Source organism: Streptomyces sp. NPDC006140 (genome assembly GCF_040628815.1).
Classification (GTDB): domain Bacteria; phylum Actinomycetota; class Actinomycetes; order Streptomycetales; family Streptomycetaceae; genus Streptomyces.
Genome location: NZ_JBEXTS010000008.1, coordinates 284,991 through 308,679, shown reverse-complemented (window position 1 = coordinate 308,679; position 23,689 = coordinate 284,991). Strand labels below are relative to the sequence as shown.

Below are 23,689 nucleotides of genomic sequence, written 5' to 3'. Positions count from 1 at the left end.
CGGCGCCGGCGGCCCCCCCACCCCCCCCGGGCGCCCCCCCGGCTTCCGCGGGGGGGGCCCCCCGGTCCGGGTGGGCGATACTGGGTTCGAACCAGTGACCTCTTCGGTGTGAACGAAGCGCTCTCCCACTGAGCTAATCGCCCGGACGCAGGAAGAACATTACCCCATGTCAGGGGGTGCCTGTGACCAGCACCGGCCGGCGCCGACCGGCCCCGGCACCCCCCGCGCCGCTCACTGGTTCTTGATCTTCCACGGCATGACGATGCCGAACTTCCACACGTAGATACCGACCAGTACGGCCACGATCACCACGCCGATGCTCGTCAGGATGATGTTGCGGCGCCGCACCTTGGGATCGAGGGCCCGCTGCGCCGCCTCCGTGACCTTCCGCTTGGTCCAGCGGAGCACCAGCTGCGCCCACACGAACTCCGTCGCCCAGATCGCCATGCCGCCGAAGATCACGACCCAGCCCGGCCCGGGCAGGGGCAGCATGATGATGCCCGCCACGACGACCGCGAGCCCGATGATGAAGACGCCGACCTGCCAGCTCAGATGCAGCACACGGCGCGCTTTGATGAATTCCGGCGCCCGGGAACCGAGCCCCCGGTGCTGCTCGCCGTGCACCTCTTCCGTCCCCGTCTCGTCCGATGCCACGGCCACCTCGCCCGGCTCGTCACTCCCCGTATTCATACGGCCAAACACTACCCGAGCGAAACCAGTCACCGGAATGGACGCACGCCCCGAACGATCTCTCGGCCGGAAGAGTTACGTAAAGGCACGCAAAACACTCAGAGGGGTTTACAACGGCACCGTAGGTGGCATGTCGATTTCGCCGACGTGCGAATCCCCGAGCGCACACTGAGCGAAAGGCCCTGGCGCTTATGAACACCACGGTCAGCTGCGAGCTGCACCTGCGCCTCGTTGTGTCGAGCGAGTCCTCCCTGCCTGTCCCCGCAGGCCTGCGGTACGACACGGCCGACCCCTACGCCGTGCACGCCACCTTCCACACCGGAGCCGAGGAGACCGTCGAGTGGGTGTTCGCCCGCGACCTCCTCGCCGAGGGACTTCACCGCCCTACGGGCACCGGCGACGTCCGCGTCTGGCCGTCGCGCAGTCACGGTCAGGGCGTCGTGTGCATCGCCCTGAGCTCACCGGAGGGCGAGGCCCTGCTCGAGGCCCCGGCCCGGGCCCTGGAGTCCTTCCTGAAGCGGACCGACGCCGCCGTGCCGCCCGGCACGGAGCACCGTCATTTCGATCTCGATCAGGAGCTCTCGCACATCCTGGCGGAAAGCTAGGGCGAGGCCCCCGCAAAGCCGCCCGGCGCCGTCGACTCGGGGAGACGGCTCGGGCCAGGACAACCGCATACGGGATACACCGGCGCCGGCACCGCGGCTCACGCGGGTCGGCGCCGGTTCGCGTATGCCCCGGAGCCGTCTGCGGGCGGGGTGGGAACCACGGCGGACCCGGCGGCGTTGTATTCGAAGCCATGTGCGGGCATGAGGGGCTTCCGGCGGTTGTGGAGCCGTTACCATCGGCCAGCATCCACGGGCGCCCGCCCGACCCCCAGGCCAGGGAGCGAATCGTGCTGATCACCCACGACACCCGGTGCGCCCTCGACACCGTGGTGGATCTGGTGAACACCGCGCCGGAGGACGACACGGCGGCGGACGGGCTGCCGGACGTGGCGACCCTCGCGGACTTCGTACGGAACCACGAGATCAGCGATGTCGGGGTGCTCTCGGAATTCGACCTCTCCGCGGTCCGGAAGATCCGCGGCCGGTTCGCCGCCGTCTTCTCGGCCCCCGACGCCCGGACCGCCGCAGGCCTGATCAACGAGCTGGTCGCGGCCGCCGGCACCACGCCGCGGCTCACGGACCACGACGGCTACGACTGGCATGTCCACTACTTCGCACCCGGTGCCTCCGTGGCCGACCACCTGGCCGCCGACTGCGGGATGGCGCTGGCCTTCTTCGTGGTCGCCGGAGAGCAGGAGCGACTGCGACGCTGCGAGGCGCCCGACTGCCGGCGCGCCTTCGTCGATCTGTCCCGCAACCGCTCGCGCCGCTACTGCGACAGCCGCACCTGCGGGAACCGCCTGCATGTGGCGGCGTACCGGGCGCGCCGGAAGGAAGCCGCGGGCTGAGGAGAGCCGCCGGGGCGGGTCTTCGATGCCGACGCGGTCCCGGCGGGTGGCGCCGGGTACCGCGGGTACGGCTCACAGCAACAGCAGATCGTGCAACGAGGCCATGAGCAGCAGACACCCGATCACCGCCAGGAAGATCATCAGCGGTGGCTGGGAAAGGGCGAAGAGGCAACCACGTGGCTCGTCCCGCGGGGGGCGTGGCTTGTCCTGCGGCGGGGCGGGGTCGCTCTGTTTCGTCGTGTCCAGCATCTCGCGGCGATGATGGCGCAGTCGCCGTGCCGGGCGCGATCAGCGCCCTCGTTCCGTGCGGGAGTGCGCCGATTCCGTGAGGTCCGGGTCAGGTTGTGATCACTTCCGCGCGCCCGCGGACCCACTGTGACGATTCGGGCCGGCGCGCGGGCGTCATATGCCGTGCTTCTTGAGGATGGCCTCGATGTCGCTGAAGTCTTCCTCTCCCCGGGGCGCCGCCGCGGGCCGGGACGCCGGGCGGGAGCCCTGTCCCAGCGAGGGCGCCGAGGCCCCTGGGGCCACCGCCTCGGGCCGTTCCGCGGCGCGGGCCGCCCTGCGCTCCTTGCGGGTGCCGCCGCGGCGGCGCTCCACGACACGCGTGGTCGCGAACAAAGCCCACGCGACGCCGAGCACGCCGAAGCCGGCCCAGGCCGTCGGGCTGAAGGCGGTGTCGGCCAGCCACTCGACGACACCGGTCATCACCAGGCCGATCGGCACGAGTGAGTACGCCGCGATCCGGGTCGCCGCGAGGAAACGCTTGCGGTACGCCGTGATGGCCGCGATGCCCAGGCCTGCCGCGGACACGGCGGAGCAGACGGTCTCGGCAATCATCCGGTCCTCCAGGCGTGCGCGGTCGAGCAGGGGCACTTCGTCCCTTCCATCCTGCACCCGCCGTACCCCGCCGGGCCATGCTCCGGCCCGACATCAGGGACATCTCCGGGTCGCCTCCTCCACAGGTGCCGGTGCGGACTCCACCCCTCAGGGGGTGTCCGCACGACGTGCGGCAGTACGACCGCGAGGACTCCGATTGGGGCGAGGACCGGAGCTGCTGGGAGACTGTCGGCATGAGCGACTCCTCCCCCGACCGTCCCTCCGTTGCCGTCCTCGAGGTCTGGTGCGAGCTGCAGTGCCCGGACTGCCGCACCGCTCTGGACGATCTCCGTGCGCTGCGCGCCCGCTACGGCGACCGTCTGGAGCTGCGGCTGCGGCACTTCCCGCTGGAGAAGCACAAGCACGCCTTCGCCGCCGCGCAGGCCGCCGAGGAGGCGTGGGAGCAGGGACAGGGATGGCCGTACGTCGAGGCCGTGCTGGGGCGGGTCGAGGAGCTGGGCCGTAAGGGGGAACCCTTCCTGGTCGAGGTGGCCCGCGAACTGGGCCTGGACGCCGAGGAGTTCGACACCGCGCTGATCGACGGCCGGCACATCCTGATCGTGGACGCCGACCAGGCCGAGGGCAAGGCGATCGGCGTGACCGGCACCCCGACGTACGTCATCGGCGGTGAGCGGCTCGACGGGGGCAAGAGCCAGGAGGGCCTGCGCGAGCGGATCGAGGAGATCGCGGACCGGCTGCTGGCCGGGCAGGAGAGCTGACCGCCGCCGCCCGGCCCCCTCTCCCCCGGCCCGGGCCGCTACAGCAGCGGCTTGTACACGGCGTACTGCTTGTTCTTGTAGCCGAGTGACGCGTAGAGCCGTTCGGCCGGGGTGTTGCCGGCGAAGACGTTGAGGCCGATGGTCCGGCGGCCCTCGGCGATCGCCTGGGCCTCGGCCAGCAGCATCAGGGTGCGGCCGTGCCCCTTCCCCCGGTGGGCGGCGTCGACCTCGACGTCGAAGACGAAGGCGGAGTTCTCGCGCGTCGCGAGCCACAGCGTGCCCACCGGCGTCCCCAGCTGTTCGACGACGCTGATGAGCGCGCCGGGGGTGGCGAGGCCCTCGGGCAGCAGGGTGGCGTGGTCCCGCTCGGACTTGGCCCGGGCCTCGGCCTCCGGAACACCCCGCTCGATCCAGCTCCGCGCGTAGTCCTCCTTGTTCTTCTCCAGCCAGGGGCCGAACTCCGCCTCGGTCATGGGCCGGGCACGGCTGCCCTCCGGCATATCCGGCGGGGTGTCGCCGAGCGGCTTCTCCATGAGGCGGTTGCGCACGACGTAACCGAGCGCGGTGGCGAGCCGGAACGCCGTCTCGGCCTCGGCGGGCACCTGCGCCTCGATGCGGCGGCACCCCCACCCGCGGGCCACCTCCTCCGCGGCGAGCGCGGCCACCGTGCCCCGGCCGCGTCCGCGGTCCGGCTCCTCGATGCGCAGTTTCATGATCCGGGCCACCGCGTCGCCGAACACCGGATGGGTGCCGAGGTGTATCGCCCCGACGGGACGGCTGTTCACGCACACCTGGAAGCGGCGCGAGCGCGTCCCGTCGGCGTTCTGCTGAAGCGGCTCGGTCGGCCGCAGGGTCGTGGTCATCACGGGTGTTCTACCCGCAACCGGGCCCCTGGTCAGCCGAATAAGCGGCGGGCTGTCAGGGATCCAGGTCGTCCCCGGACCGCTCCTCGAAGATCCGCATGGCCTTGGCGGTCACCGGGCCCGGCGCGCCGGGCAGCTCACGGCCGTCGACGCGGTGCACGGCCTGCACATCGCGGAGCGTGGACGTCAGGAAGACCTCGTCGGCCCGTTCCAGCACGTCCAGCGGCAGGTCGGTCTCCTCGGCCCCGGTCCACTCGATCGCGAGCGCGCGCGTGATGCCCGCGAGGCAGCCCGAGGCGAGCGGCGGGGTGTGGAGTTCGCCGTCGAGGACGACGAAGACGTTCGACCCGGTGCCCTCGCAGAGCCGCCCCACCGTGTTGCCGAACAGGGCCTCGGAGGCGCCCTGTTCACGGGCGCGGGCGAGGGCGACGACGTTCTCGGCGTAGGAGGTGGTCTTCAGGCCGGTGAGGGCGCCGCGCTCGTTGCGGGTCCAGGGGACCGTGATCACGGCGGTGGAGTCGGGGCGGCGGGTCGTCTCGCCGAGGGCGACGACGAGGGTCGGGCCGTGGTCGCCGCGGTCGGAGCCGAGCGGGCCGTGGCCGCCGGTGTAGGTGATGCGCAGGCGGCCGAGCGGCATGGGGTTGGCCCGGAGGACGGCGGCACAGGCGCGGCGCACCTCGTCGTCGTCCGGGTCGGGCAGTCCGAGGCCGCGCGCGGACCGGGTCAGCCGGTCGAGGTGGCGCGTGAGCGCGAACGCCCGGCCGTCGACGGCCTTCACCGTCTCGAAGATGCCGTCGCCCACGGTCAGCCCGTGGTCGAAGACGGAGACACGGGCGGACTCGATGTCCTGCAGCCCGCCGTCGAGCCAGATCTTCACGTCAGGTCCTCTCCACTCACCTCGTACGTTCCCGACGCTATCGCGAGCAGCCGGGCCGCCTTCAGCTCGGTCTCCCGCCACTCCCCCTCGGGATCGGAACCCCAGGTGATGCCGGCGCCGGTGCCGAAGCGCAGCATGCCCGCCGCCCGGTCGATCCAGAAGGTACGGATACCGACGGCGAGCTCTCCGGTCCGCCGGTCGGCGTCGACCCAGCCGATCCCCCCGCAGTACGGCCCCCGGGGCGCCGTCTCCAGGGCGTCGATGATCCGCAGCGCACTGGACTTGGGCGCGCCGGTGACGGAGCCGGGCGGAAAGGCGGCGCCGAGCAGCTCGGCCCAGCCGGCGCCGTCCCGCAGTTCGCCGCGGACCGTCGACACGAGGTGGACCAGCCCCGGATGCTTCTCGACGGCGCACAGGTCGGGCACCGTCACGCTGCCCGTGGCGCAGACCCGCCCGATGTCGTTGCGGACGAGGTCCACGATCATCACGTTCTCGGCGTAGTCCTTCTCCAGCAGGTCCGCCTCGGTGCGGCCGGTGCCCTTGATCGGCCCGGACTCGACGGTCCGCCCGTCGCGCCGGAGAAACAGCTCGGGCGAGGCGGTCGCGATCTCCACGCCGTGACCGGGCAGACGGATCGTTCCTGCATAGGGGGCCGGGTTGCCGCGGGCCAGCAGTGCGGTGAGGGCGTCGACGTCGGCGCCGGGGTCCACGGGCGCGGACAGCACCCGGCACAGGTTCGCCTGGTAGACCTCGCCGGCCGCGATGTGCTCGCGGATCCGCCGCACCGCCGCCGTGTACGCGGCGCGGTCGAGCGACGACGTCCAGTCGTCCGCCGCCGGTCCGCGCCAGGCCCCGGGCATCGGAGCGGGCACGCCCGTCTGCCGCACCTCCTGGAAGCGGGCGCAGGTCAGACGGCCCTCGAAGTCGGCGCAGACAGCCCAGAAACCGCTGGATTCCAGGGCTTCGGGATCATCGGTGACGTCGAGGAGCCCGGTGGCGACGCGGTCGCCGAAGCGGGCCAGAGGAGGGAGGTCGAGCACGCATCGAGTCTATGGCGGGTGACCTGCGGGTGACCGGGGGATGTCCCGCCAGGAGGCGCTGCGACGTCCCTGAGCAGGTGAAGCGCAGCACGCTGCACAAACGCGTTTTTGTACTGGCCCCGGAATCCGCTAGAGTTCAACACGTCGCCGGGCCGCGAGAGCGGACCGAAACGACAAGCGGACGTAGCTCAGTTGGTAGAGCGCAACCTTGCCAAGGTTGAGGTCGCGAGTTCGAGCCTCGTCGTCCGCTCGAAGGAAGAGGGGGCTTCCCGGTCCCCTACACTCCTGGTGGAGTGGCCGAGAGGCGAGGCAACGGCCTGCAAAGCCGTCTACACGGGTTCAAATCCCGTCTCCACCTCCAAGGACGATTAGCTCAGCGGGAGAGCGCTTCCCTGACACGGAAGAGGTCACTGGTTCAATCCCAGTATCGTCCACTGGATCTCCTCGAAGATCCCGACCCGCGCGATTAGCTCAGCGGGAGAGCGCTTCCCTGACACGGAAGAGGTCACTGGTTCAATCCCAGTATCGCGCACGCAGTGCCCATGATCCGCTTCACTGAGTGGTCATGGTCCCGAGGACGATTAGCTCAGCGGGAGAGCGCTTCCCTGACACGGAAGAGGTCACTGGTTCAATCCCAGTATCGTCCACATCACACCGGAGCCCCCGGCCGTATGAATCGGCCGGGGGCTCTGTCGTGTCCGGTCGGGTCAGGACGAGAACAGCATGTGCCCGAAGCTCTTGTGGCGGTGGTGACCGTGGTGGCCATGGTGGCCGTGCCCGCCGTGCGGGGCGCCCCACGCGGGGGCCGGAGGGGCCGGGTAGGCCTGCGGGGCGGGCGGGGGCGGAGGGGCGGGCTGGGACCACTGGGCCTCCAGGCGGGTCAGCGACTCCAGCTCGCCGTAGTCGAGAAAGATCCCGCGGCAGCCGCTGCACTGCTCGATCTGGACGCCGTTGCGGTTGTAGGTGTGCATCGGCGCACGGCACTTCGGACACTGCATGGTCGTTCAACTCCTCGCCGGTCGGTCCTGCTTCGTATCTCGCCAGGACAGACTCTGTCCCGCTGTGGTCGGTTGCACCCTACTTCGCGTGCTCCTGTGCCAACTGCGGCGGGACGGTCGCCATTCGGTCACAGGCGTCCACGACCGCCTGCTCCACCTCGTCCAGGGGCCGGCCCGCCGCGACCGCCTTGGCGACGGCCCGGGCCGCGGTCTGCACGGTGAGGGCGCGGGCCGGGGTGTCGAGCGCGGGCCAGGGGTCGCCGTCGGCGGGGACGGCCGGGCCGCCTGCCTCCCGGTAGGCGGTGAGGAAGCGGGACCATTCGTCCGCCGGGAGCAGGCCGCAGGCGTACCAGGCCGCGGGGCGGGCGAGGTCCCAGGCCGGGACGCCGACGCCGAGGTCGTCCACGTCGATCAGCAGCCAGGGGCCGGCGGGGGCGGGGTGGCGTACGAGCTGGCCGAGGTGGAGGTCGCCGTGGCACAGGGTGGCCGTGTCCGGCATGGGTGCCTCGGCCCGGGCCCAGGGCGGGAGGGTGTGCCAGGCGCGCAGGACCGGGGCGGCCGCGGGATGCGGGCCGGCCTCGCGGAGCCGGGCGACGGCACGGGCCGCCTTGACGGGGCCGCGCATGGGGGGCAGGCCGTCGGGGGCGGGGGTGCGGTGGAGGTGGGCGAGGAGGGTGGCGGCGGCTTCCCAGGGGGCGGCGTCGGGATCGTCCGGGTCCACCGGTGTGCCGTACGGCCAGAACGTCACGAGGCGGCCGTGCAGGTCGACGGGGGCCGGGTCCAGTGGGGGCAGCAGGATCCCGGGGTGACGGGTGGCGACGGTGAGGCGGCCGGTCAGCTCGGTGGGGTCGGTGTCCGGGGGGTGGGCCTTCGCGACGGTGTCCGCGTGCCGTACGACGATGCCGTCGGGGCGGTCCGCGAGGGTGGCCGCGCCGCAGGGGCAGGCCGGTGAACGGGCGTGAGCGGTGGCCCTGGCCTTGGCAGTGAGCTCGGGGATGAGCAGGTCGGAGGTGGGCTTCACTGGGCTCCCTGGGTGTGCGGTCTGGGGCGAGGGTATGCGGGAGCCCGCTGTGCCGTGGGAGACGGTCCGCTCGAAGTGCCCGGTGGTGATGCCGAGGCCGAGACGTGTCCCCGCTCGACCGTCGGGGGCAAAAGAATGCCGGCGCAGCTCCCCAGCTGCGCCGGCATCTGTGCCGTCCGCCGCACCCCCGTCCCCACGGGGTTTCATGGGTGGATGTTCCCGCCCGGACCGCTCTTCCGGGCCTGGGGTCGCCGCTCAGCGCCCCAGCATCTCGCCCACGGACGACGCCTGTGTGGCCACTGTCTCCCACCCGTCGAAGACGAGGAGGAGCAGGACCGCCAGGGGAAGGGCCATCAGCGTCGCCACCACGGGGTGGCGACGGCCCTGACGGCGGCGGCGGAACGCGGCGGCGTACACCTTGCGTCCCTCCTCGCGGATCAGCGTCCGCGGTGCCGTGTGGGCCATGGTCCCTCTCCTGACCGTGCTCAGTTGTCGTTGGCAGCGGCGGGTGTCTGACCTCGGGGGACGAGTGCTGCACCCGCCGCTTGACCTCAAATCTAGGCGCGCGGCCCTTCCCGGGCGTCATGCCCTCGTACCGATTGCCGGGCCTCCCCGAGGATGAGCCGCCACCTGCGATGTACTCCCCTGGGTGGAGACGCGGCCCCAGGTCTCAGGGTCTTCCCCGACGGGACGCCCGGATCATCCCGCTTTGTCCGAGCTTTCCTCCCGCGGAACCGGCTGTTCCACCAACGCCAGGACCCGGTTCGCCATGAACCGCGCCGTACGTACGACTGTGCCGCTACGCGTGACTTCGCTCACTTCCACGACACCCCGGCGTACCGCCGTCTCCACCCTGCGGCCCGCCCTGCTCGCCACCACCTCATATGTGCGCGTCGTGTCGCCGGCGTCGACGACTATCTCCACACGGTCACCCTTCACAGGACCAATCCCCCTTCTGCGACGGGTGGTTGGGATCACCAACGGCGCGAAGTCCGCCTCTGCGCGCCCTCCCTGACCACCTTTCAAGTCTCCCACCCACCACTGACAATCCATCGAATAGAGAGGGCGCGGCCTCTGCGCGCGGGCGGCCGTGGAAACGTAAGCTGTGGCTCGTCACAGGACCGGGCAGCGGGGATGAACATGGCGATGATGCGCCTGAGGCGCGAGGACCCGCGCGTCGTCGGCTCGTTCAGGCTTCACAGACGGCTCGGCGCGGGCGGAATGGGCGTGGTCTACCTCGGCTCCGACAAGAAGGGGCAGCGGGTCGCGCTCAAGGTCATCCGGCCGGATCTGGCGGAGGACCAGGAGTTCCGCTCGCGCTTCGCCCGTGAGGTCTCGGCGGCACGACGGATCCGCGGTGGATGCACGGCACGGCTCGTGGCGGCCGACCTCGACGCGGACCGGCCCTGGTTCGCCACGCAGTACGTCCCCGGCCCCTCGCTGCACGACAAGGTCGCCGCCGAGGGACCGCTCGGCGCGGCCGACGTCGCCGCGGTCGGTGCGGCGCTGTCGGAGGGCCTGGTCGCCGTGCACGAGGCCGGGGTGGTGCACCGGGACCTGAAGCCTTCCAACATCCTGCTGTCCCCGAAGGGGCCGCGGATCATCGACTTCGGCATCGCCTGGGCGACCGGCGCCTCGACGCTGACCCATGTCGGCACGGCGGTCGGCTCGCCCGGCTTCCTCGCACCGGAGCAGGTGCGCGGGGCGGCCGTCACCCCGGCCACGGACGTGTTCTCGCTGGGCGCCACACTCGCCTACGCCTCGATGGGCGACTCGCCCTTCGGGCACGGCAGTTCCGAGGTGATGCTGTACCGCGTCGTGCACGAGGAACCGCAGCTGCACGGCGTACCCGACGCGCTGGCTCCGCTGGTGCGGGCCTGCCTGGCGAAGGACCCCGAGGAGCGCCCCAGCACGCTCCAACTCTCCATGCGGCTCAAGGAGATCGCGGCCCGCGAGTCCCAGGACCTCGCCGGCGTGCGCCCGCCCGCGCCGCGCGGCGGCGAGACCGACCGGCTCGCCGACACCTACCCCGAGCGCACCCGGCGCACGCAGGGGCAGCAGGGTGCGGGGGCTTCCGGGGCGCAGCGGGGCCGTGGGACTCCTCCGCCGCGGGGGTCCTCGCCGGCGGAGGACGGCGTGCCGCCCCGGCGCAGGTCCGGTGCGCAGGGCACGGCCAACCCGGCGGGTCGCGCGACCCGCGGCGGGGCTCCGGCGGGTGGCCGCAGCACCCCGCGCGGCGGCGCCCCCTCACGCTCCGGAAGCTCGGGGTCCCGGCCCACGCCCACCGGGCGCAACGGGACGCGGTCGGGCAGCGGCAGCCGTCCCGCCCCGCACAGCGGTACCGGACGCTCCCCGTCCAGGAACACGGGGACCGGGCTACGGCCCGCCAATCCGCGGCTGCTGCGGCAGCGGCTGTTCGTGTTCGTCGTGGTCACGCTGCTGGTGGCGGTCGGCATCGCGCTGGTGCAGGGCTGTCAGGGTCCGGCGCGCGGGCTCGGCGGTGACGGAGCCGGCGTACGGCAGGAGCACGTGCAGCAGGACCAGGCGCCGCGGGACTACCGGCCGTAGGGCGGCGCCCCGCGGGCGACGGGGGGTCACAGTCCCGGCAGGATCCGCTCGAAGAACGGGCGGTCGCCCTCGAAGACCGGGTCCAGGGCGAGGAACTCCTCCGGCGTGACCCAGCGGGCCTCGGCGACCTCGGCGAGGTCGGGGACCACCTCGCCGGTGTCCGCGCGGGCGGTCCACCAGTGGAGGCGGAAGCGCTGGTCGTCGGTCTCCGACTCCCACACCTTGGCCAGCGGCACGACGGTGAGGCCGACCTCCTCGCGCACCTCGCGGACGACGGCCTGCTCCTGCGTCTCCCCCGGTTCGACCTTGCCGCTGAGCGGCTGCCAGTAGCCGGGGCGTGCGACGGCCGGGCCGCGCCGGATCGCGAGGACGCGCTCCCCGCGCAGCAGGACGGCGACGATCGCCTCGCGCTGCTCCACGGACCGGTCCCTAGGGACGTGGGCGGCCGGTGGCCACGGCGTAGAAGGCCACGGCGGCCGCCGCGCCCACGTTGAGGGAGTCGACGCCGTGGGACATGGGGATGCGGACCCATTCGTCGGCGGCGACCAGGGCCTGGGTGGACAGGCCGTCGCCCTCGGCGCCGAGCATGAGGGCCACGCGGTCCATGGTGTGCGGGGCGGCCTCGTCGAGGGGCCGGGCCTTCTCGTCGGGGGTGAGGGCGAGGAGGGTGAAGCCCGCCTCGCGGACCGACTCCAGGCCCTTGGGCCAGGTGTCCAGGCGGGCGTACGGCACGGAGAAGACCGCGCCCATCGAGACCTTCACGCTGCGGCGGTAGAGGGGGTCGGCGCAGTCCGGGGAGAGCAGGACCGCGTCCATACCGAGGGCGGCGGCCGAGCGGAAGATCGCCCCGATGTTGGTGTGGTCGTTGACCGACTCCATGATGACGACGCGGCGGGCGCCCCGGAGGAGGTCGGCGGCCGTGGGCAGGGGCTTGCGCTGCATGGAGGCGAGCGCCCCGCGGTGCACGTGGTAGCCGGTGACCTGCTCGGCGAGCTCGGGGCTGACCGCGTAGACCGGGGCGGGGAGTTCGTCGATGACGTCGCGCATGACGTCGACCCACTTGGCCGAGAGCAGCATGGACCGCATCTCGTAGCCCGCTTCCTTGGCCCTCCTGATGACCTTCTCGCCCTCGGCGATGAACAGGCCCTCGGCGGGTTCGCGCTTGCGGCGCAGCTCCACGTCGGTCAGGCCGGTGTAGTCGCGCAGACGGGGGTCGTCGGGATCCTCGACGGTGATGAGATCGGCCACAGGGTGATACTGCCTTGTCCTGGGTGCGGTGCCAACGGCTCGGAACGGTTGTGTTACCCGGGGTTACTCGCGGGGCGCGTCAGCGGGGTCACTCGCCGGGCGCGGTGGCCGTGGGGCCGACCTTCACGACCTCGCCGATGACGATGACGGCCGGGGGCTTCACATCCTCGGTCCGCACGGTCTCGGCGACCGTCGCCAGGGTCGCGTCGACGCGGCGCTGACCGGCCGTCGTGCCTTCCTGGACCAGGGCGACGGGCGTGTCCGGGGACTTGCCGTGCGCGATGAGCGTCTCGGCGACCTTCCCGATCGTGGCGACCCCCATGAGGATCACCAGCGTGCCGGTGAGCTTCGCGAGGGACGGCCAGTCGACCAGGGAGCGCTCGTCGTCCGGGGCGATATGGCCGCTGACCACCGTGAACTCGTGGGCGACGCCCCGGTGGGTGACCGGGATGCCTGCGGCGCCCGGGACCGAGATGGAGCTGGAGATGCCGGGCACGACCGTGCACGGGATGCCGGCCTCGGACAGCGCCTGGACCTCCTCCATGCCGCGCCCGTAGACGAAGGGGTCACCACCCTTGAGCCGGACGACCGACTTGCCCTGCTTCGCGTACTCGATCAGGGCCTCGTTGATGGCCTCCTGGGCCATGAACCGGCCGTACGGCAGCTTCGCCGCGTCGATCACCTCGACGCTCGACGGGAGTTCGGCGAGGAGGTCGCGCGGGCCGAGGTGGTCGGTGATGACCACGTCGGCCTCGGCGAGCAGGCGGCGGCCGCGCACGGTGATCAGGTCCGGGTCGCCGGGGCCGCCGCCGACCAGGGCGACGCCGGGTGTGCGCGTGCGGTGGTGCGGGGCGACGAGCGTGCCGTCGCGCAGACCCTCGACGACAGCGTCGCGGATGGCGGCGGTGTGGCGGGGGTCGCGGCCGCGCGCGTCCGTGGTGAGGACGGCGATCGTGACGCCCTCACTGTGGCCGGTGGCCGGGGTCCAGGCCGTCGCCTGGTCGGCGTCGTCGGAGCGGACGCACCAGACGCGGTGGCGCTCCGCCTCGGCCGAGGCCCGGGTGTTCGCCTCGGTGTCGCCGGTGGCGATCAGGGCGTACCAGGCGTCCGCGAGGTCGCCTTCGGCGTACGGGCGCTTCTCCCAGGTGATCTCGCCGGCGTCCGCCATCGCCTCGACGGAGGGGGTGGCCTCGGGGGACACGAGGCGGATGTCCGCGCCGGCCGCGATGAGCGCGGGGAGGCGGCGCTGGGCGACCTGGCCGCCGCCGAGGACGACCACGCGGCGGCCGGTGAGGCGGAGGCCTACGGGGTAGGCGGGGTGTTCGGCCATGGGGGTGCGGCTCCTGGTGACGGCGGTGCGGTGGCCCTGACGTGCGGATTTTAATGGGCGGGCGGCAGGGTGGGCCGGGTGGTCCAGTAGCTGAGCGCTCTGGCCGTCCGCCGGGGCGTGGTCCGTGGGAGGCGTGCCGCCCCGCGGCGGCCTCCCACGGACTTCGCGGCGCCTACTTCTCGGTCACCCCTGCCGAGTCGAACGTCGCCACCTCGTGCATCGCCCTCGCCGTGCTCTGGACCAGCGGCAGGGCCAGCAGGGCGCCCGTGCCCTCACCCAGGCGGAGGTCGAGGTCGACCAAGGGGCGCAGACCCAGCTTGTTGAGGGCCGCCACGTGGCCCGGCTCGGCGCTGCGGTGGCCCGCGATGCACGCGGCCAGGACCTCCGGGGCGATCGCGCGGGCGACCAGGGCGGCGGCGCCGGCGCTGACGCCGTCGAGGATCACCGGCGTACGCAGGGACGCGCCGCCGAGCAGGAGCCCGACGATGGCAGCGTGTTCGAAGCCGCCGATCGCGGCGAGCACGCCGATCGGGTCGGCCGGGTCCGGCTGGTGGAGTTCCAGGGCGCGGCGGACGACCTCGGTCTTGCGGGCGAGGGTCTCGTCGTTGATGCCGGTGCCCCGGCCCGTCACCTCCGCCGGATCCGCTCCCGTGAAGACGGCGATCAGGGCGGCGGACGCGGTCGTGTTCCCGATGCCCATCTCGCCGGTGAGCAGGGCCTTGTTGCCGGCGGCGACCAGATCGCGGGCGGTGTCGATGCCGACCTCGATGGCCTGCTTGGCCTCCTCGCGGGTCATCGCGGGGCCGGTCGTCATGTCCGACGTGCCGCCCCGGATCTTGCGGGGCAGCAGACCCGGGGTGGCCGGGAGGTCGGCGGCGACGCCCACGTCGACGATGCAGACCTCGGCGCCGACCTGGGTGGCGAAGGCGTTGCAGACGGCGCCGCCGCCGAGGAAGTTGGCCACCATCTGGGCCGTGACCTCCTGCGGCCAGGGGGTGACCCCCTGCGCGTGCACACCGTGGTCGCCGGCGAAGATCGCGACGGCGGCGGGCTCCGGGATGGGCGGCGGGCACTGGCGGGACAGGCCCGACAGCTGGGCGGAGATGATCTCCAGCATGCCGAGCGCTCCGGCCGGCTTGGTCATGCGCTTCTGGCGTTCCCACGCCTCGCCGAGCGCCTTGGCGTCCAGCGGGCGGATCTGCGCCACGGTCTCGGCGAGCAGGTCGTGCGGTTCCTCTCCGGGAAGGGCGCGGCGGCCGTACGTCTCCTCGTGCACGACCCAGGACAGCGGGCGGCGCTTGGACCAGCCCGCCTGCAGCAGCTCGGGCTCGTCCGGGAACTCGTCGACGTAACCGACGCACAGGTAGGCGATGACTTCGAGGTGCTCGGGCAGGCCGAGCGCGCGGACCATCTCGCGCTCGTCGAAGAAGCTGACCCAGCCGACGCCGAGGCCTTCGGCGCGGGCGGCGAGCCAGAGGTTCTCCACGGCCAGGGCGGCCGAGTACGGGGCCATCTGGGGCTGGGTGTGGCGGCCGAGGGTGTGTCGGCCGCCGCGGGTCGGGTCGGCGGTGACGACGATGTTCACCGGCGTGTCGAGGATGGCCTCGATCTTCAGTTCCTTGAACTGCTTGGCCCGGCCCTTGGGGAGGGACTTCGCGTACGCGTCGCGCTGGCGCATGGCCAGTTCGTGCATCGCGCGCCGTGTGTCGGCGGAGCGGATGACGACGAAGTCCCAGGGCTGCGAGTGGCCCACGGAGGGCGCGTGGTGGGCGGCCTCCAGGACGCGGAGCAGCACCTCGTGCGGGATGGGGTCGCTGCGGAAACCGTTGCGGATGTCGCGGCGTTCACGCATGACCTTCAGTACGGCCTCGCGCTCGGCGGGGTCGTAGCCGGGGGCGGCGGGGCCGGAGGACTGTCGTGCTTCTGCCACTGCGGCCGCGCTCTCTCCTCGGTGGTGGTCCTGGTCCGCCAGGTCGTCCTGATCGGCGGCCCGGGTGTCCAGGTCGTCGGCGTTCTGCACGAGTCCGGCGTCGCCGTCCCGGGGTGCCGGGACGGTGGCGACGGGCGCCGGGGGTTCGGGTGCCCCGGGCTGTGCCGACGGCTCCGGTGCCCCGGGCTGTGCCGACCTGGACTGCTGCGGCCCCTGGACCGGCCCGGCGCCGTGCTCCTCCGCGGTCGGGGCGGGGAGTACGACGGTGACGTCCTCGGAGGATGCCGGGGCGGCGTCCGCCGGTGTTTCCTGCCCTGCCTCGGCGGGGGCATCGGCGGGTGCCTCGGCGACCGGGGTGGGCGCGGGCGGCGCGGGGGCCTGAGCAGGTGCGGGGGCTTCGGCCGGGGAGTCGGGGGTTGCCGGGGCGGTGGTCTCCGGTGTGTCGGTGGGGGCGACCACCTCCGTGGGCGCCGGTGCATCAGCGGGCGCCGGTGCCTCGGTCGACGTCGGTGCCTCGGCTGGTGTAGCGGCGGCTTCCTGGGTGACCGGCTCGGCTGCCGGGGGAACCGCTTCCGGGCCGACGGGCTCGGCTGCCGGGGCGGGGGCTTCGGGGGCGGACGCCTCAGAGGTGGGCATGGCGGGCTGCGGAGCCGTCACCTCGGGGCACTGCGGGGCTGCCTCGGCATCAGTTGGCGTAGGTGCTTCGGGGGTTTGGGGGGCTGCCTCGCCGCCGGCGGCATCCGGCTGCTGCGCGGCGGCCTCGGGGGCAGGCATGGGTCCGGCCGGTGCGGCAGTCTCCGGGGAGACAGCCGGTACGGCGGCCTCCGGCTCGACGGCTGGTACGGCAGTCTCCGGCTCGGCGGCCGGTGCGGCAGCGTCCGGGCTGGCGGCCGGCGTCGCAGCATCCGGGGCGACGGCCGGTGCCGGTGCCGGGGCGGCGGCTTCGGGGGCTGCTGCATCGGGTACCTGGGCGGCAGCCTCGGGGCCCGCCTCGGCAGGTGACTCGGTGACGGCGTCAGCAGCCGCCGCGTCAGCTGCCGGAGCGGCAACGTCAGGTGTCTGGGTGTCAGCGTCAGGGCTCACCGCGTCAGGAGCCTGGGCGACTGCGTCCTGAGCCGCAGCCTCCGGGGCCTGGGCGACGGTCTCAGCGGCCACAGCCTCAGGCGCCTGGGCAACAGCCTCAGCAGGCACCGCCTCCGGCATCTGGGCGACAGCCTGCTCGGGCTCGGTGGCAGCCTCGGGGAACGGGACCGCTTCCGGGGCCGGTGCGGGCTCGGGTGCTGGAGCGGGCGTCACGCCCTGCTCCGCGTCGGCGGCCGGGACCTGCTCGGCGCCTTCGGCGGAATCGCCGGTGGCACCGGGCCCGGGAACCTCGGGAGCAGCGGCGGGCTGTCCCGGCTCACCGTCCTGGCCGGCACCCTCCACGACCGGAACCGACGCGGCGGCCGACGGCGGCACCGCATCCGGCGCGGCAACGACCCCGGCCTCAGCCTCAGCGGCAGCGACCTGGCCCGCATCCGGGGCAACGCCCACACCGGCGGAGCCACCCGCGACCGCATCACCCTGCCCGGCCCCGGCGACAGCCACCTGGCCCGCATCCGCAGCAGCGCCCACACCGGCAGGGCCACCCGCGACCGCATCACCCTGCCCGGCCCCGGCCACAGCCACCTGGCCCGCATCCGCAGCAGCGCCCACACCGGCAGGGCCACCCGCGACCGCCTCGCTCTGTCCAGCCCCGGCCACAGCCACCTCGCCCGCATCCGCAGCAGCGCCCACACCGGCGGAGGCACCCGCGACCGCCTCGCTCTGTCCGGCCCCGGCCGCAGGCACCTGGCCCGCGTCCGGAGTGGCGGTCGCACCGGCGGCCTCGTCCTCGGTCGCCGCCCCCTGCGGGGGAACGGCCTGCCCCGGCCCGGCCGCAGCCGGCTGGTCGCCGGCGGGCTCGGCCGCCGTCGCCGCGGTCTGCGCGGGCTGCTCGGCGTGAGCCCCCTGCACGGCCTCCTGCGCCACCCGGGCCACCACGGCCTGGGCCGCGCCGACCGGCTGGGCTGCCGGAACAACCGTTTCCGCAGGCGCCACCCCGGCGCTCACCTGGGCCGGGGGCGCGACCTGTGCGCCCCAGGGCGTCGCCGGCGCCGAGGGCGGTTCCGGGGCGCGCGGGACGTCGAGGTACTCGGGGCCGGCCGACGGCGCCGCGGGCTGCCGTACGGGCGCGTCCGCGGGGCCTCGGTCGGCGAGGGAGCGGACCGGGCTGGCGGAGCTGTCGGGCAGCGGCGGGCCGAGGTGCAGCGGCCGGCGCGGGGTGATGGGCGGGATCGGCGGAGGGTCGGGCAGGCGGACCCCGCTGAGGTCGACCGAGCCGCTGTCGCGGCCGGAGATCTCGTGCGGGCCCGGCTCGTGGACGGCCTCGACGACCGGTTCCGGCGCGGGCGGGGGGACCTCGTTGCCCCAGGCGCCCTGGGCGCCCGGCAACAGCAGCAGGTCTTCGTCCTCGGCGGTGTTGTCGGAGAGGTAGGCGTACGCACCCTGCGCGGGGGCGCCCGGCTGATCCACCATGCCTGCGTTCTCCGGCAGTCCCTCGCCCGGGACCTGGCCGGTGTCGGTCATGCGTACCCCTCGCCCATCGGTTAGTGCTCCTACGACCAGCTCACCCGGAACGGCGCACCGACCGCCCCACAGTGAAGAACGAGCGTGCGTCCCCAGCGGCACGAGCGGCCCGCCCGGAAAAGGCGACAAAGCCATTCACTGGCATTGTTGCGGCCGTGACACCCTCACGGCAGCTTGATCCGCGAGGGTTCCGCTGTGGACTGCGCCACGTTGCGCGTCCTCCGGTTCTGCCGTACCACACCCACCCCAAAAGGGGCGGGTTTTCCGGACATTGACCGACGAAGTGCCGGGCGTCCGCGTGCGGTGCAGCGATCGGCCAGCCTACCGCGCGCAGTACGACAAACCGATCACGGGGACGGTCGCGGGGTCAGGCGCCGCGCTTCGGCAGGACGCCGCTGAGCAGGAACGCGACGCTCCGTTCCTTCTCCGTCCAGGCCCGGGTGTCGAGTTCGACGGACTGGAGCAGGGCGCACTCGACGCCGTAGCCGTGCTCCGTCAGGTCGCGGCCGATGAGTTCGGCGGCGTCGCGGGTGGCGGCGTGCGTGACGATGCGCTGCGGGCGCCGGTCGGCGACGGCCGAGACGACGGCCGCTCCCCCGCCGGCGACGCGGACGACGTCCGGTTCGGGGAGGTTCTCCAGGACGTGCGGGGCGGTGCCGTGCACGATCTGGAGCTGGACGCCGAGACGGCGGGCGGTGGCGTCGGTGCGGGCGCAGGCGGCCCGGTCGCTGTCGACGGCGAGGACGGCGGCGCCGGCGCGGGCGGCCTCGACGGCGAAGGCGCCGCTGCCGCAGCCGATGTCCCACACGAGGTCGCCGACGCGCGGGCCCAGGCGGGCGAGTTGGGAGGCGCGCAGCAACTGGGTCTCGCCCTCGCCGAGGTCGCCGCCGTAGACCTCGGCGGGCAGGGACCAGCCGCGCGGTCCGGCGGCCGGGTCGGGTCCGGCGATCCAGCCGGTCTCCCCCGCCGTGTCCGGCCGGGCCGGGCCGCCGAGGACGATGACGACGTTGGGGTCGCGCCAGGTGTGGTCGGCGGCCTTGTCGGAGGTGACGACGCTGACCCGCTCGCGTTCGGTGCCGAGTTCCTCGCAGATGACGAAGGAGCGGTGGACTCCCTCGAGGAGCAGGCCGAGTTCGGCGGGGCCGGCGCCGGGTGAGGTGAGCACGGCCACCTTGGTGTGGGCGCGGCATACGTTCACCGCGCGTCGCAGGGTGCGGCGGTGTGCGACGACCACCTGTGCGTCGTCCCAGGGCATTCCGGCGCGGGCGAAGGCCGCGGCGACGGAGGAGACGGCGGGGACGACCTCGACCTCGAGGCCGAACTCGGGGGCGCGCAGGGTCCGTACGACGCCGAAGAAGCCGGGGTCGCCGTCGGCGAGCACGACGGCCGTGCCGCGGTGGGCGGCGATGCGGCGGGCGGCGAGGGCGACGCTGCCGAGGCGGATGCGCTCGGCGCCGGCGGGCACCTCGGGGAGCGCCAGGTGGTGGGCTGCGCCGGCCACGAGCGTGGCGGCGCCGAGGGCGGCGCTCGCGGCGGCGGTCAGCGGCGAACCGTCCCAGCCGATCACCGTGACCCGGTCGGCCATCGTCGTCAGTCTCCAGGGGTTTTCGCAGGTCGTCTGCGTGTCGTTGGGGGCAGCCGCCCGAAGGCGGGCTCCGTGAGGGTACCCGGTGGAGGTGTCGGAGGGGGCGCCGGTGTCGTCGTCGCCGTCTTCCTCCGGGTGGCTTCCGGTCAGTTCCAGTCGCCGAAGGACGTGAAGCCGCCGGGCAGCTGGTCGCCGACGCCTTCCAGGTCCTCGGGGAGCAGGCTCCAGACGATCAGGTCGGTGCGGATCTCGGTCCACTCGTCGTTGTCCGTCCGGGTCCGCGCTATCCAGGCGCCGCGCAGGACGCCCTCGCTGATACAGCCGATCTTCTGGGCGACCTGCTGTGAGGCGGTGTTGTCGGCCGCGGTGCGCAGTTCGAGGCGCTCGAACTTCTGGTCGTCGAAGAGCCACCGCGCGGTGACGAGCGCCGCCTCGGAGGCGTAGCCCTCGCCGCGGGCCCAGGGGGCGATGACGTAGGACATCTCGCTGGAGCGGATCCGCCAGTCGGTGTTCTTGAGGTGGACGATGCCGACGAGGCGCTGGGTGAGGAACTCGGTGACGGCGAAGACGATGCCGCGGCCCTCGGTCCGTTCGGCGGGGGCCTGTTCGGTGATCCAGGCGCGGGCGTGGGCCTCGGTGTAGGGCTGCGGGACGGAGGTCCAGGCGGTGACGAGCTCGTCGTTCATCATGTCGGCGAACGCCTGGATGTCCGGCTCCTCGAAGGGGCGCAGGACCAACCGCTCCGTGCTGATGGAGATGTTGGGGAAGGTGCTCGTCATGCGCCGCTCCGTAACCTTCGGTGAACCTTCAGGGCCTGCTGAACTGCCCAGCATGCAGCATGAAAGCACTGATCCGCACCACGGGGCCCTCCCCACCGGGAGAGGGAGGACCCCGGCCGTGGCGGGTGCCGGAGGCGGCTCAGAAGGAGGGGAGCACGGAGCCGGCGTACTTGTCCTGGATGAACTTCTTCACCTCGGGCGAGGTGAGGAGCTTGGCGAGCTTCTTCACGCGCGGGTCGTCCTCGTTGCCCTTCTTCACGGCGAGGAAGTTGCCGTACGGGTTGTTCTTCGGGGACTCCAGGACGAGGGCGTCCTTCGACGGCTTGAGGTCGGACTCGATGGCGTAGTTGCCGTTGACGACGGCGGCGTCCACGTCGTCCAGGGAGCGCGGGGTCTGGGCCGCCTCCAGCTCCTTGAACTTGAGGTTCTTGGGGTTCTTGGTGATGTCGGAGGGGGTCGCCTCGTTGCCGACGCCCGCCTTGAGGGTGATGAGCCCGTTGGCGGCGAGGAGCTTGAGGGCGCGGGCCTCGTTCACCGTGTCGTTGGGGATGGCGACGGTCGCACCGCTCTTCAGGTCGTCGGCCTTCTTGACCTTGTGGGAGTAGAGGCCGAGCGGCTCCAGGTGGACCGTGACGACGGGCACGATGTCGGTGCCGTTCTTCTTGTTGTAGTCGTCGAGGTACGGCTTGTTCTGGAAGTAGTTGGCGTCGACGGAGCCGTCCTGCGTCGCGGGGTTCTGCGACGTGTAGTCGGTGAACTCCTTGACCTCCAGGTCGAGGCCCTCCTTCTTCGCCAGGTTGTCCTTGACGTAGTTGAGGATCTCGCCGTGCGGGACGGGGCTCGCGGCGACGATCAGCGGGCCGGAGGTGTCGGAGGCGTCCTTGCCGGCGCCGCAGGCGCCGAGCCCGAGGGTGAGGGCTCCGGCGGCGAGGGCGGCGGTGGTGATCTTGGCGGTGTTACGCACGAAAAGTGCCTTTCCTTATGGCCTTGCGAGTGGTGCGACCCCGTTGTGGGTGAACGGGGGGTTCAGGAGGCGGCTTTGAGCAGCCGCAGCTTGGGGGCGGGTCCGGAGTGGGCGCCGCGACGGTGCAGGGAGCGGGCCGCGTAGTCGCCGGCGAACTGGATGAGGGAGATGACGACGGCGAGGATCGCGACGGTGATCCACATCAGCCCGGTCTCGAAGCGCTGGTAGCCGTAGCGGATGGCGATGTCGCCGAGGCCGCCGGCGCCGACCGTGCCCGCCATGGCCGAGTAGCCGATGAGGGCGACGATCGTGGTGGTGGTGCTGGAGATCAGTGAAGGCAGCGACTCGGGGACGAGCACCTTGCGGACGACGGTCCAGGTGTTGCCGCCCATGGCCTGCACGGCCTCGACGAGCCCGTGGTCCACTTCGCGGACGGCCGTCTCGACCAGGCGCGCGAAGAACGGTATGGCGCCGACGGCGAGCGGCACGATGGCGGCCTCGCGGCCGATGGTCGTGCCCGTGATCCAGCGGGTGAAGGTCATCAGCGCGACCATCAGGATGATGAACGGCAGGGAGCGGGCGATGTTCACGACCTGCCCGATGACCTTGTTGGCGGCGAGGTTCTGCAGCAGGCCGCCGCGGTCGGTGAGGACCAGCAGGATGCCGAGCGGGAGCCCGCCGGCGACGGCGATGAGCGTGGACCAGCCGACCATGTAGAGCGTGTCCCAACACGCCTGTTCCAGCAGCGGCCGCATCTCGGACCAGGTCACTTGGCGCCCTCCTTCACCAGCGCGGACTCATGGCCCGGGACGTCGATCTGCAGGCCCTTCTCGCGCAGGAAGCCGATCGGCACGACGTTGTCCTCGTAGCGGCCGGGCAGTTCGATGCGCATCCGGCCGACCTGGAGGCCGCCGACGGTGTCGATGGCGGCGCCGAGGATCGAGATGTCGATGTTGTAGGTGCGGGCGAGCTGCGAGATGACGGGCTGGGTGGCGCTCTCGCCCTGGAAGGTGACGTCCACGACGGTGCGGTCCTCGCCCGAGGCCTCGCCGTCGAGCGGGAACAGCGCGGCGGCCAGTTCCGAGCCGGGGGTGGCCAGGAGTTCGCTGACGGTGCCGGACTCGACGATGCGGCCGTTCTCCATGAGCGCGGCGGAGTCGCAGACCGACTTCACGACGTCCATCTCGTGGGTGATGAGCAGGACGGTCAGACCGAGCTGCCGGTTGAGGTCGCGCAGGAGCGCCAGGATCGAGCGGGTGGTCTCCGGGTCGAGGGCGCTGGTGGCCTCGTCGGACAGCAGCACCTTGGGGTCGCCGGCGAGGGCGCGGGCGATGCCGACGCGCTGCTTCTGGCCGCCGGAGAGCTGCGCCGGGTAGGCCCCCGCCTTGTCGGCGAGGCCGACCAGGTCGAGCAGTTCCAGGGCCTTGCGGGAACGTTCCTGCCCGGACTTGCCGAGGATCTCCAGCGGGAGTTCGACGTTGTCCTGGACGGTGCGGGAGGACAGCAGGTTGAAGTGCTGGAAGACCATGCCGATGCGGCTGCGCGCCCGGCGCAGTTCCTTTCCGGCGCGCGGGCCGCGCCCGGCCAGGGCGGTGAGGTCCTGACCGGCGACGCTCACGGTGCCGGAGGTGGGGCGTTCGAGCAGGTTGACGCAGCGGATGAGGGAGGACTTGCCGGCGCCGGACTGGCCGATGACGCCGTACACCTCGCCTTCGCGGACGTGCAGGTCGACGCCGTCCAGGGCGGTGACCTCGCGGCCGCGTGAACGGTAGACCTTGGTCAGGCCCGTTGTGGTGATCACGTGGGTTTCCGTCACTGTCGAGTGCGCGGGCGTGGGTGTGCCCGGACACAGGGGCATTCGTTCAGGGACGCGACACGGTTCTCGCTGGGCGTGGAACCGGGGAGAACATGTGCGCGGGCGGCGTGCGTCACGCACGGCTCGGGGCGTGCGGACAGGCCGCGGTCTCGCTTCGGGGCGCGAGTCGGGGGGTGGTGCGGGGGCCCTCTAGAAGGCGCACATTCGACACATACAACGAGCACCGGGCGTCAGGGTCGCCTCGGTCGCGGGGATGCGGTCGCTCGTCGTGGTCATGCCGTCAGTAAAACATGCGTACGGTCCTGACAAGCCGCCGCTGTCC

Annotated in this window: 23 protein-coding genes and 6 tRNA genes; 9 read left to right on the top strand and 20 right to left on the bottom strand. The window is 72.7% G+C overall.

Going from position 1 to position 23,689, the window contains the following annotated elements:
- Positions 1-71: 71 nt before the first annotated feature.
- Together ABZ386_RS22580 and ABZ386_RS22575 are read right to left on the bottom strand one after the other, a co-directional pair.
- Positions 72-143: transfer RNA gene (locus ABZ386_RS22580), tRNA-Val, on the bottom strand.
- Between the two features lie 88 nt (positions 144-231).
- Complete coding sequence (locus tag ABZ386_RS22575; protein WP_355725423.1) at positions 232-690, bottom strand: TIGR02611 family protein; 459 nt, start codon at positions 688-690, stop codon at positions 232-234.
- 191 nt (positions 691-881) lie between these two features.
- Here ABZ386_RS22575 and ABZ386_RS22570 point away from each other — a divergent pair, with 191 nt between their 5' ends.
- Together ABZ386_RS22570 and ABZ386_RS22565 are read left to right on the top strand one after the other, a co-directional pair.
- Entirely contained in the window at positions 882-1,295 is a 414-nt protein-coding gene (locus ABZ386_RS22570) for an SsgA family sporulation/cell division regulator (protein WP_004002642.1), read from the top strand.
- A 287-nt stretch (positions 1,296-1,582) separates the two neighbouring features.
- Positions 1,583-2,143 (top strand): CGNR zinc finger domain-containing protein, encoded by a 561-nt coding sequence (locus ABZ386_RS22565; RefSeq protein WP_114250974.1) that lies wholly within the window; start codon positions 1,583-1,585, stop codon positions 2,141-2,143.
- A 72-nt stretch (positions 2,144-2,215) separates the two neighbouring features.
- Here ABZ386_RS22565 and ABZ386_RS22560 read toward each other — a convergent pair whose 3' ends face one another.
- Both ABZ386_RS22560 and ABZ386_RS22555 read right to left on the bottom strand, forming a co-directional pair.
- Positions 2,216-2,392, bottom strand: a complete 177-nt coding sequence (locus ABZ386_RS22560) for a hypothetical protein (protein WP_198678102.1) — start codon at positions 2,390-2,392, stop codon at positions 2,216-2,218.
- 153 nt (positions 2,393-2,545) lie between these two features.
- On the bottom strand, positions 2,546-2,983 hold the full coding sequence (locus ABZ386_RS22555; RefSeq protein ID WP_351348790.1) for a hypothetical protein: 438 nt from the start codon (positions 2,981-2,983) through the stop codon (positions 2,546-2,548).
- A gap of 233 nt (positions 2,984-3,216) precedes the next feature.
- Here ABZ386_RS22555 and ABZ386_RS22550 point away from each other — a divergent pair, with 233 nt between their 5' ends.
- The gene (locus ABZ386_RS22550) at positions 3,217-3,741 is read left to right on the top strand and encodes a DsbA family protein (RefSeq protein WP_351348647.1); all 525 of its coding nucleotides are present in this window, start codon (positions 3,217-3,219) and stop codon (positions 3,739-3,741) included.
- Positions 3,742-3,779: 38 nt separating this feature from the next.
- Here the strand turns inward: ABZ386_RS22550 and ABZ386_RS22545 are convergent, their stop codons facing one another.
- Genes ABZ386_RS22545 through ABZ386_RS22535 form a run of 3 tightly spaced genes read right to left on the bottom strand, consistent with a single transcriptional unit; the run spans position 3,780 to position 6,521 of the window.
- Positions 3,780-4,604: a GNAT family N-acetyltransferase gene (locus ABZ386_RS22545; protein ID WP_356502179.1), complete on the bottom strand. Its 825-nt coding sequence runs from the start codon at positions 4,602-4,604 to the stop codon at positions 3,780-3,782.
- A gap of 55 nt (positions 4,605-4,659) precedes the next feature.
- Positions 4,660-5,481 carry an aminodeoxychorismate lyase gene (locus ABZ386_RS22540; protein ID WP_351348653.1) on the bottom strand — a complete coding sequence of 274 codons (822 nt, stop codon included), beginning with the start codon at positions 5,479-5,481 and terminating at the stop codon, positions 4,660-4,662.
- Entirely contained in the window at positions 5,478-6,521 is a 1,044-nt protein-coding gene (locus ABZ386_RS22535) for a chorismate-binding protein (RefSeq protein ID WP_355725437.1), read from the bottom strand. The genes ABZ386_RS22540 and ABZ386_RS22535 overlap by 4 nt, the downstream gene beginning before the upstream one ends.
- A gap of 177 nt (positions 6,522-6,698) precedes the next feature.
- Between ABZ386_RS22535 and ABZ386_RS22530 the strand changes: the two genes are divergently transcribed.
- The 5 genes from ABZ386_RS22530 to ABZ386_RS22510 all read left to right on the top strand — a co-directional run bounded on the left by ABZ386_RS22530 (position 6,699) and on the right by ABZ386_RS22510 (position 7,168).
- A tRNA-Gly gene (locus ABZ386_RS22530) sits at positions 6,699-6,771 on the top strand.
- A 37-nt stretch (positions 6,772-6,808) separates the two neighbouring features.
- A tRNA-Cys gene (locus ABZ386_RS22525) sits at positions 6,809-6,882 on the top strand.
- 1 nt (position 6,883) lies between these two features.
- Positions 6,884-6,955, top strand: a tRNA-Val gene (locus tag ABZ386_RS22520).
- Positions 6,956-6,981: 26 nt separating this feature from the next.
- Positions 6,982-7,053: transfer RNA gene (locus ABZ386_RS22515), tRNA-Val, on the top strand.
- Positions 7,054-7,096: 43 nt separating this feature from the next.
- Positions 7,097-7,168, top strand: a tRNA-Val gene (locus ABZ386_RS22510).
- 60 nt (positions 7,169-7,228) lie between these two features.
- Here ABZ386_RS22510 and ABZ386_RS22505 read toward each other — a convergent pair.
- The 4 genes from ABZ386_RS22505 to ABZ386_RS22490 form a co-directional block, all read right to left on the bottom strand.
- Positions 7,229-7,519, bottom strand: coding sequence for a zf-TFIIB domain-containing protein (locus ABZ386_RS22505; RefSeq protein WP_351348659.1), 291 nt, complete (start codon positions 7,517-7,519; stop codon positions 7,229-7,231).
- A 79-nt stretch (positions 7,520-7,598) separates the two neighbouring features.
- Positions 7,599-8,540: an aminoglycoside phosphotransferase family protein gene (locus tag ABZ386_RS22500; protein ID WP_355727876.1), complete on the bottom strand. Its 942-nt coding sequence runs from the start codon at positions 8,538-8,540 to the stop codon at positions 7,599-7,601.
- A gap of 255 nt (positions 8,541-8,795) precedes the next feature.
- Positions 8,796-9,005 carry a hypothetical protein gene (locus ABZ386_RS22495; protein WP_190052018.1) on the bottom strand — a complete coding sequence of 70 codons (210 nt, stop codon included), beginning with the start codon at positions 9,003-9,005 and terminating at the stop codon, positions 8,796-8,798.
- Positions 9,006-9,239: 234 nt separating this feature from the next.
- On the bottom strand, positions 9,240-9,479 hold the full coding sequence (locus ABZ386_RS22490; protein WP_114250981.1) for a hypothetical protein: 240 nt from the start codon (positions 9,477-9,479) through the stop codon (positions 9,240-9,242).
- Between the two features lie 195 nt (positions 9,480-9,674).
- On the opposite strand from ABZ386_RS22490, the gene ABZ386_RS22485 reads away from it, so the two are divergent.
- A complete protein-coding gene (locus ABZ386_RS22485; protein WP_351348667.1) occupies positions 9,675-11,108 on the top strand; it encodes a protein kinase in 1,434 nt (477 codons plus the stop codon).
- Positions 11,109-11,134: 26 nt separating this feature from the next.
- Here the strand turns inward: ABZ386_RS22485 and ABZ386_RS22480 are convergent, their stop codons facing one another.
- The 9 genes from ABZ386_RS22480 to ABZ386_RS22440 form a co-directional block, all read right to left on the bottom strand.
- Entirely contained in the window at positions 11,135-11,527 is a 393-nt protein-coding gene (locus ABZ386_RS22480) for an NUDIX domain-containing protein (protein WP_355727674.1), read from the bottom strand.
- A 10-nt stretch (positions 11,528-11,537) separates the two neighbouring features.
- Entirely contained in the window at positions 11,538-12,356 is an 819-nt protein-coding gene (locus tag ABZ386_RS22475; RefSeq protein WP_351348673.1) for an RNA methyltransferase, read from the bottom strand.
- Between the two features lie 88 nt (positions 12,357-12,444).
- Positions 12,445-13,686: a uroporphyrinogen-III C-methyltransferase gene (gene cobA, locus ABZ386_RS22470; protein WP_351348676.1), complete on the bottom strand. Its 1,242-nt coding sequence runs from the start codon at positions 13,684-13,686 to the stop codon at positions 12,445-12,447.
- A gap of 172 nt (positions 13,687-13,858) precedes the next feature.
- Entirely contained in the window at positions 13,859-18,223 is a 4,365-nt protein-coding gene (gene cobT, locus ABZ386_RS22465) for a nicotinate-nucleotide--dimethylbenzimidazole phosphoribosyltransferase (RefSeq protein WP_358965652.1), read from the bottom strand.
- A 367-nt stretch (positions 18,224-18,590) separates the two neighbouring features.
- Positions 18,591-19,808: a precorrin-6y C5,15-methyltransferase (decarboxylating) subunit CbiE gene (gene cbiE / locus ABZ386_RS22460; RefSeq protein WP_114250987.1), complete on the bottom strand. Its 1,218-nt coding sequence runs from the start codon at positions 19,806-19,808 to the stop codon at positions 18,591-18,593.
- A gap of 146 nt (positions 19,809-19,954) precedes the next feature.
- The gene (locus ABZ386_RS22455) at positions 19,955-20,587 is read right to left on the bottom strand and encodes a GNAT family N-acetyltransferase (RefSeq protein ID WP_355724586.1); all 633 of its coding nucleotides are present in this window, start codon (positions 20,585-20,587) and stop codon (positions 19,955-19,957) included.
- Positions 20,588-20,726: 139 nt separating this feature from the next.
- Entirely contained in the window at positions 20,727-21,551 is an 825-nt protein-coding gene (locus ABZ386_RS22450; RefSeq protein WP_356672440.1) for a MetQ/NlpA family ABC transporter substrate-binding protein, read from the bottom strand.
- Positions 21,552-21,613: 62 nt separating this feature from the next.
- A complete protein-coding gene (locus ABZ386_RS22445) occupies positions 21,614-22,321 on the bottom strand; it encodes a methionine ABC transporter permease (RefSeq protein WP_351348688.1) in 708 nt (235 codons plus the stop codon).
- A complete protein-coding gene (locus ABZ386_RS22440; protein ID WP_351348691.1) occupies positions 22,318-23,352 on the bottom strand; it encodes an ATP-binding cassette domain-containing protein in 1,035 nt (344 codons plus the stop codon). Before ABZ386_RS22440 ends, ABZ386_RS22445 begins: the two co-directional genes overlap by 4 nt.
- Positions 23,353-23,689 lie beyond the last annotated feature (337 nt).

Excerpts from the sequence above, each read along its gene's own strand:
- ABZ386_RS22575 (WP_355725423.1), bottom strand. The coding sequence starts at position 690 with ATGAATACGGGGAGTGACGAGCCGGGCGAGGTGGCCGTGGCATCGGAC.
- ABZ386_RS22570 (WP_004002642.1), top strand. The coding sequence starts at position 882 with ATGAACACCACGGTCAGCTGCGAGCTGCACCTGCGCCTCGTTGTGTCG.
- ABZ386_RS22560 (WP_198678102.1), bottom strand. The coding sequence starts at position 2,392 with ATGCTGGACACGACGAAACAGAGCGACCCCGCCCCGCCGCAGGACAAG.
- ABZ386_RS22555 (WP_351348790.1), bottom strand. The coding sequence starts at position 2,983 with ATGATTGCCGAGACCGTCTGCTCCGCCGTGTCCGCGGCAGGCCTGGGC.
- ABZ386_RS22550 (WP_351348647.1), top strand. The coding sequence starts at position 3,217 with ATGAGCGACTCCTCCCCCGACCGTCCCTCCGTTGCCGTCCTCGAGGTC.
- ABZ386_RS22545 (WP_356502179.1), bottom strand. The coding sequence starts at position 4,604 with ATGACCACGACCCTGCGGCCGACCGAGCCGCTTCAGCAGAACGCCGAC.
- ABZ386_RS22505 (WP_351348659.1), bottom strand. The coding sequence starts at position 7,519 with ATGCAGTGTCCGAAGTGCCGTGCGCCGATGCACACCTACAACCGCAAC.
- ABZ386_RS22495 (WP_190052018.1), bottom strand. The coding sequence starts at position 9,005 with ATGGCCCACACGGCACCGCGGACGCTGATCCGCGAGGAGGGACGCAAG.
- ABZ386_RS22485 (WP_351348667.1), top strand. The coding sequence starts at position 9,675 with ATGAACATGGCGATGATGCGCCTGAGGCGCGAGGACCCGCGCGTCGTC.
- cobA (WP_351348676.1), bottom strand. The coding sequence starts at position 13,686 with ATGGCCGAACACCCCGCCTACCCCGTAGGCCTCCGCCTCACCGGCCGC.
- cobT (WP_358965652.1), bottom strand. The coding sequence starts at position 18,223 with ATGACCGACACCGGCCAGGTCCCGGGCGAGGGACTGCCGGAGAACGCA.
- cbiE (WP_114250987.1), bottom strand. The coding sequence starts at position 19,808 with ATGGCCGACCGGGTCACGGTGATCGGCTGGGACGGTTCGCCGCTGACC.
- ABZ386_RS22455 (WP_355724586.1), bottom strand. The coding sequence starts at position 20,587 with ATGACGAGCACCTTCCCCAACATCTCCATCAGCACGGAGCGGTTGGTC.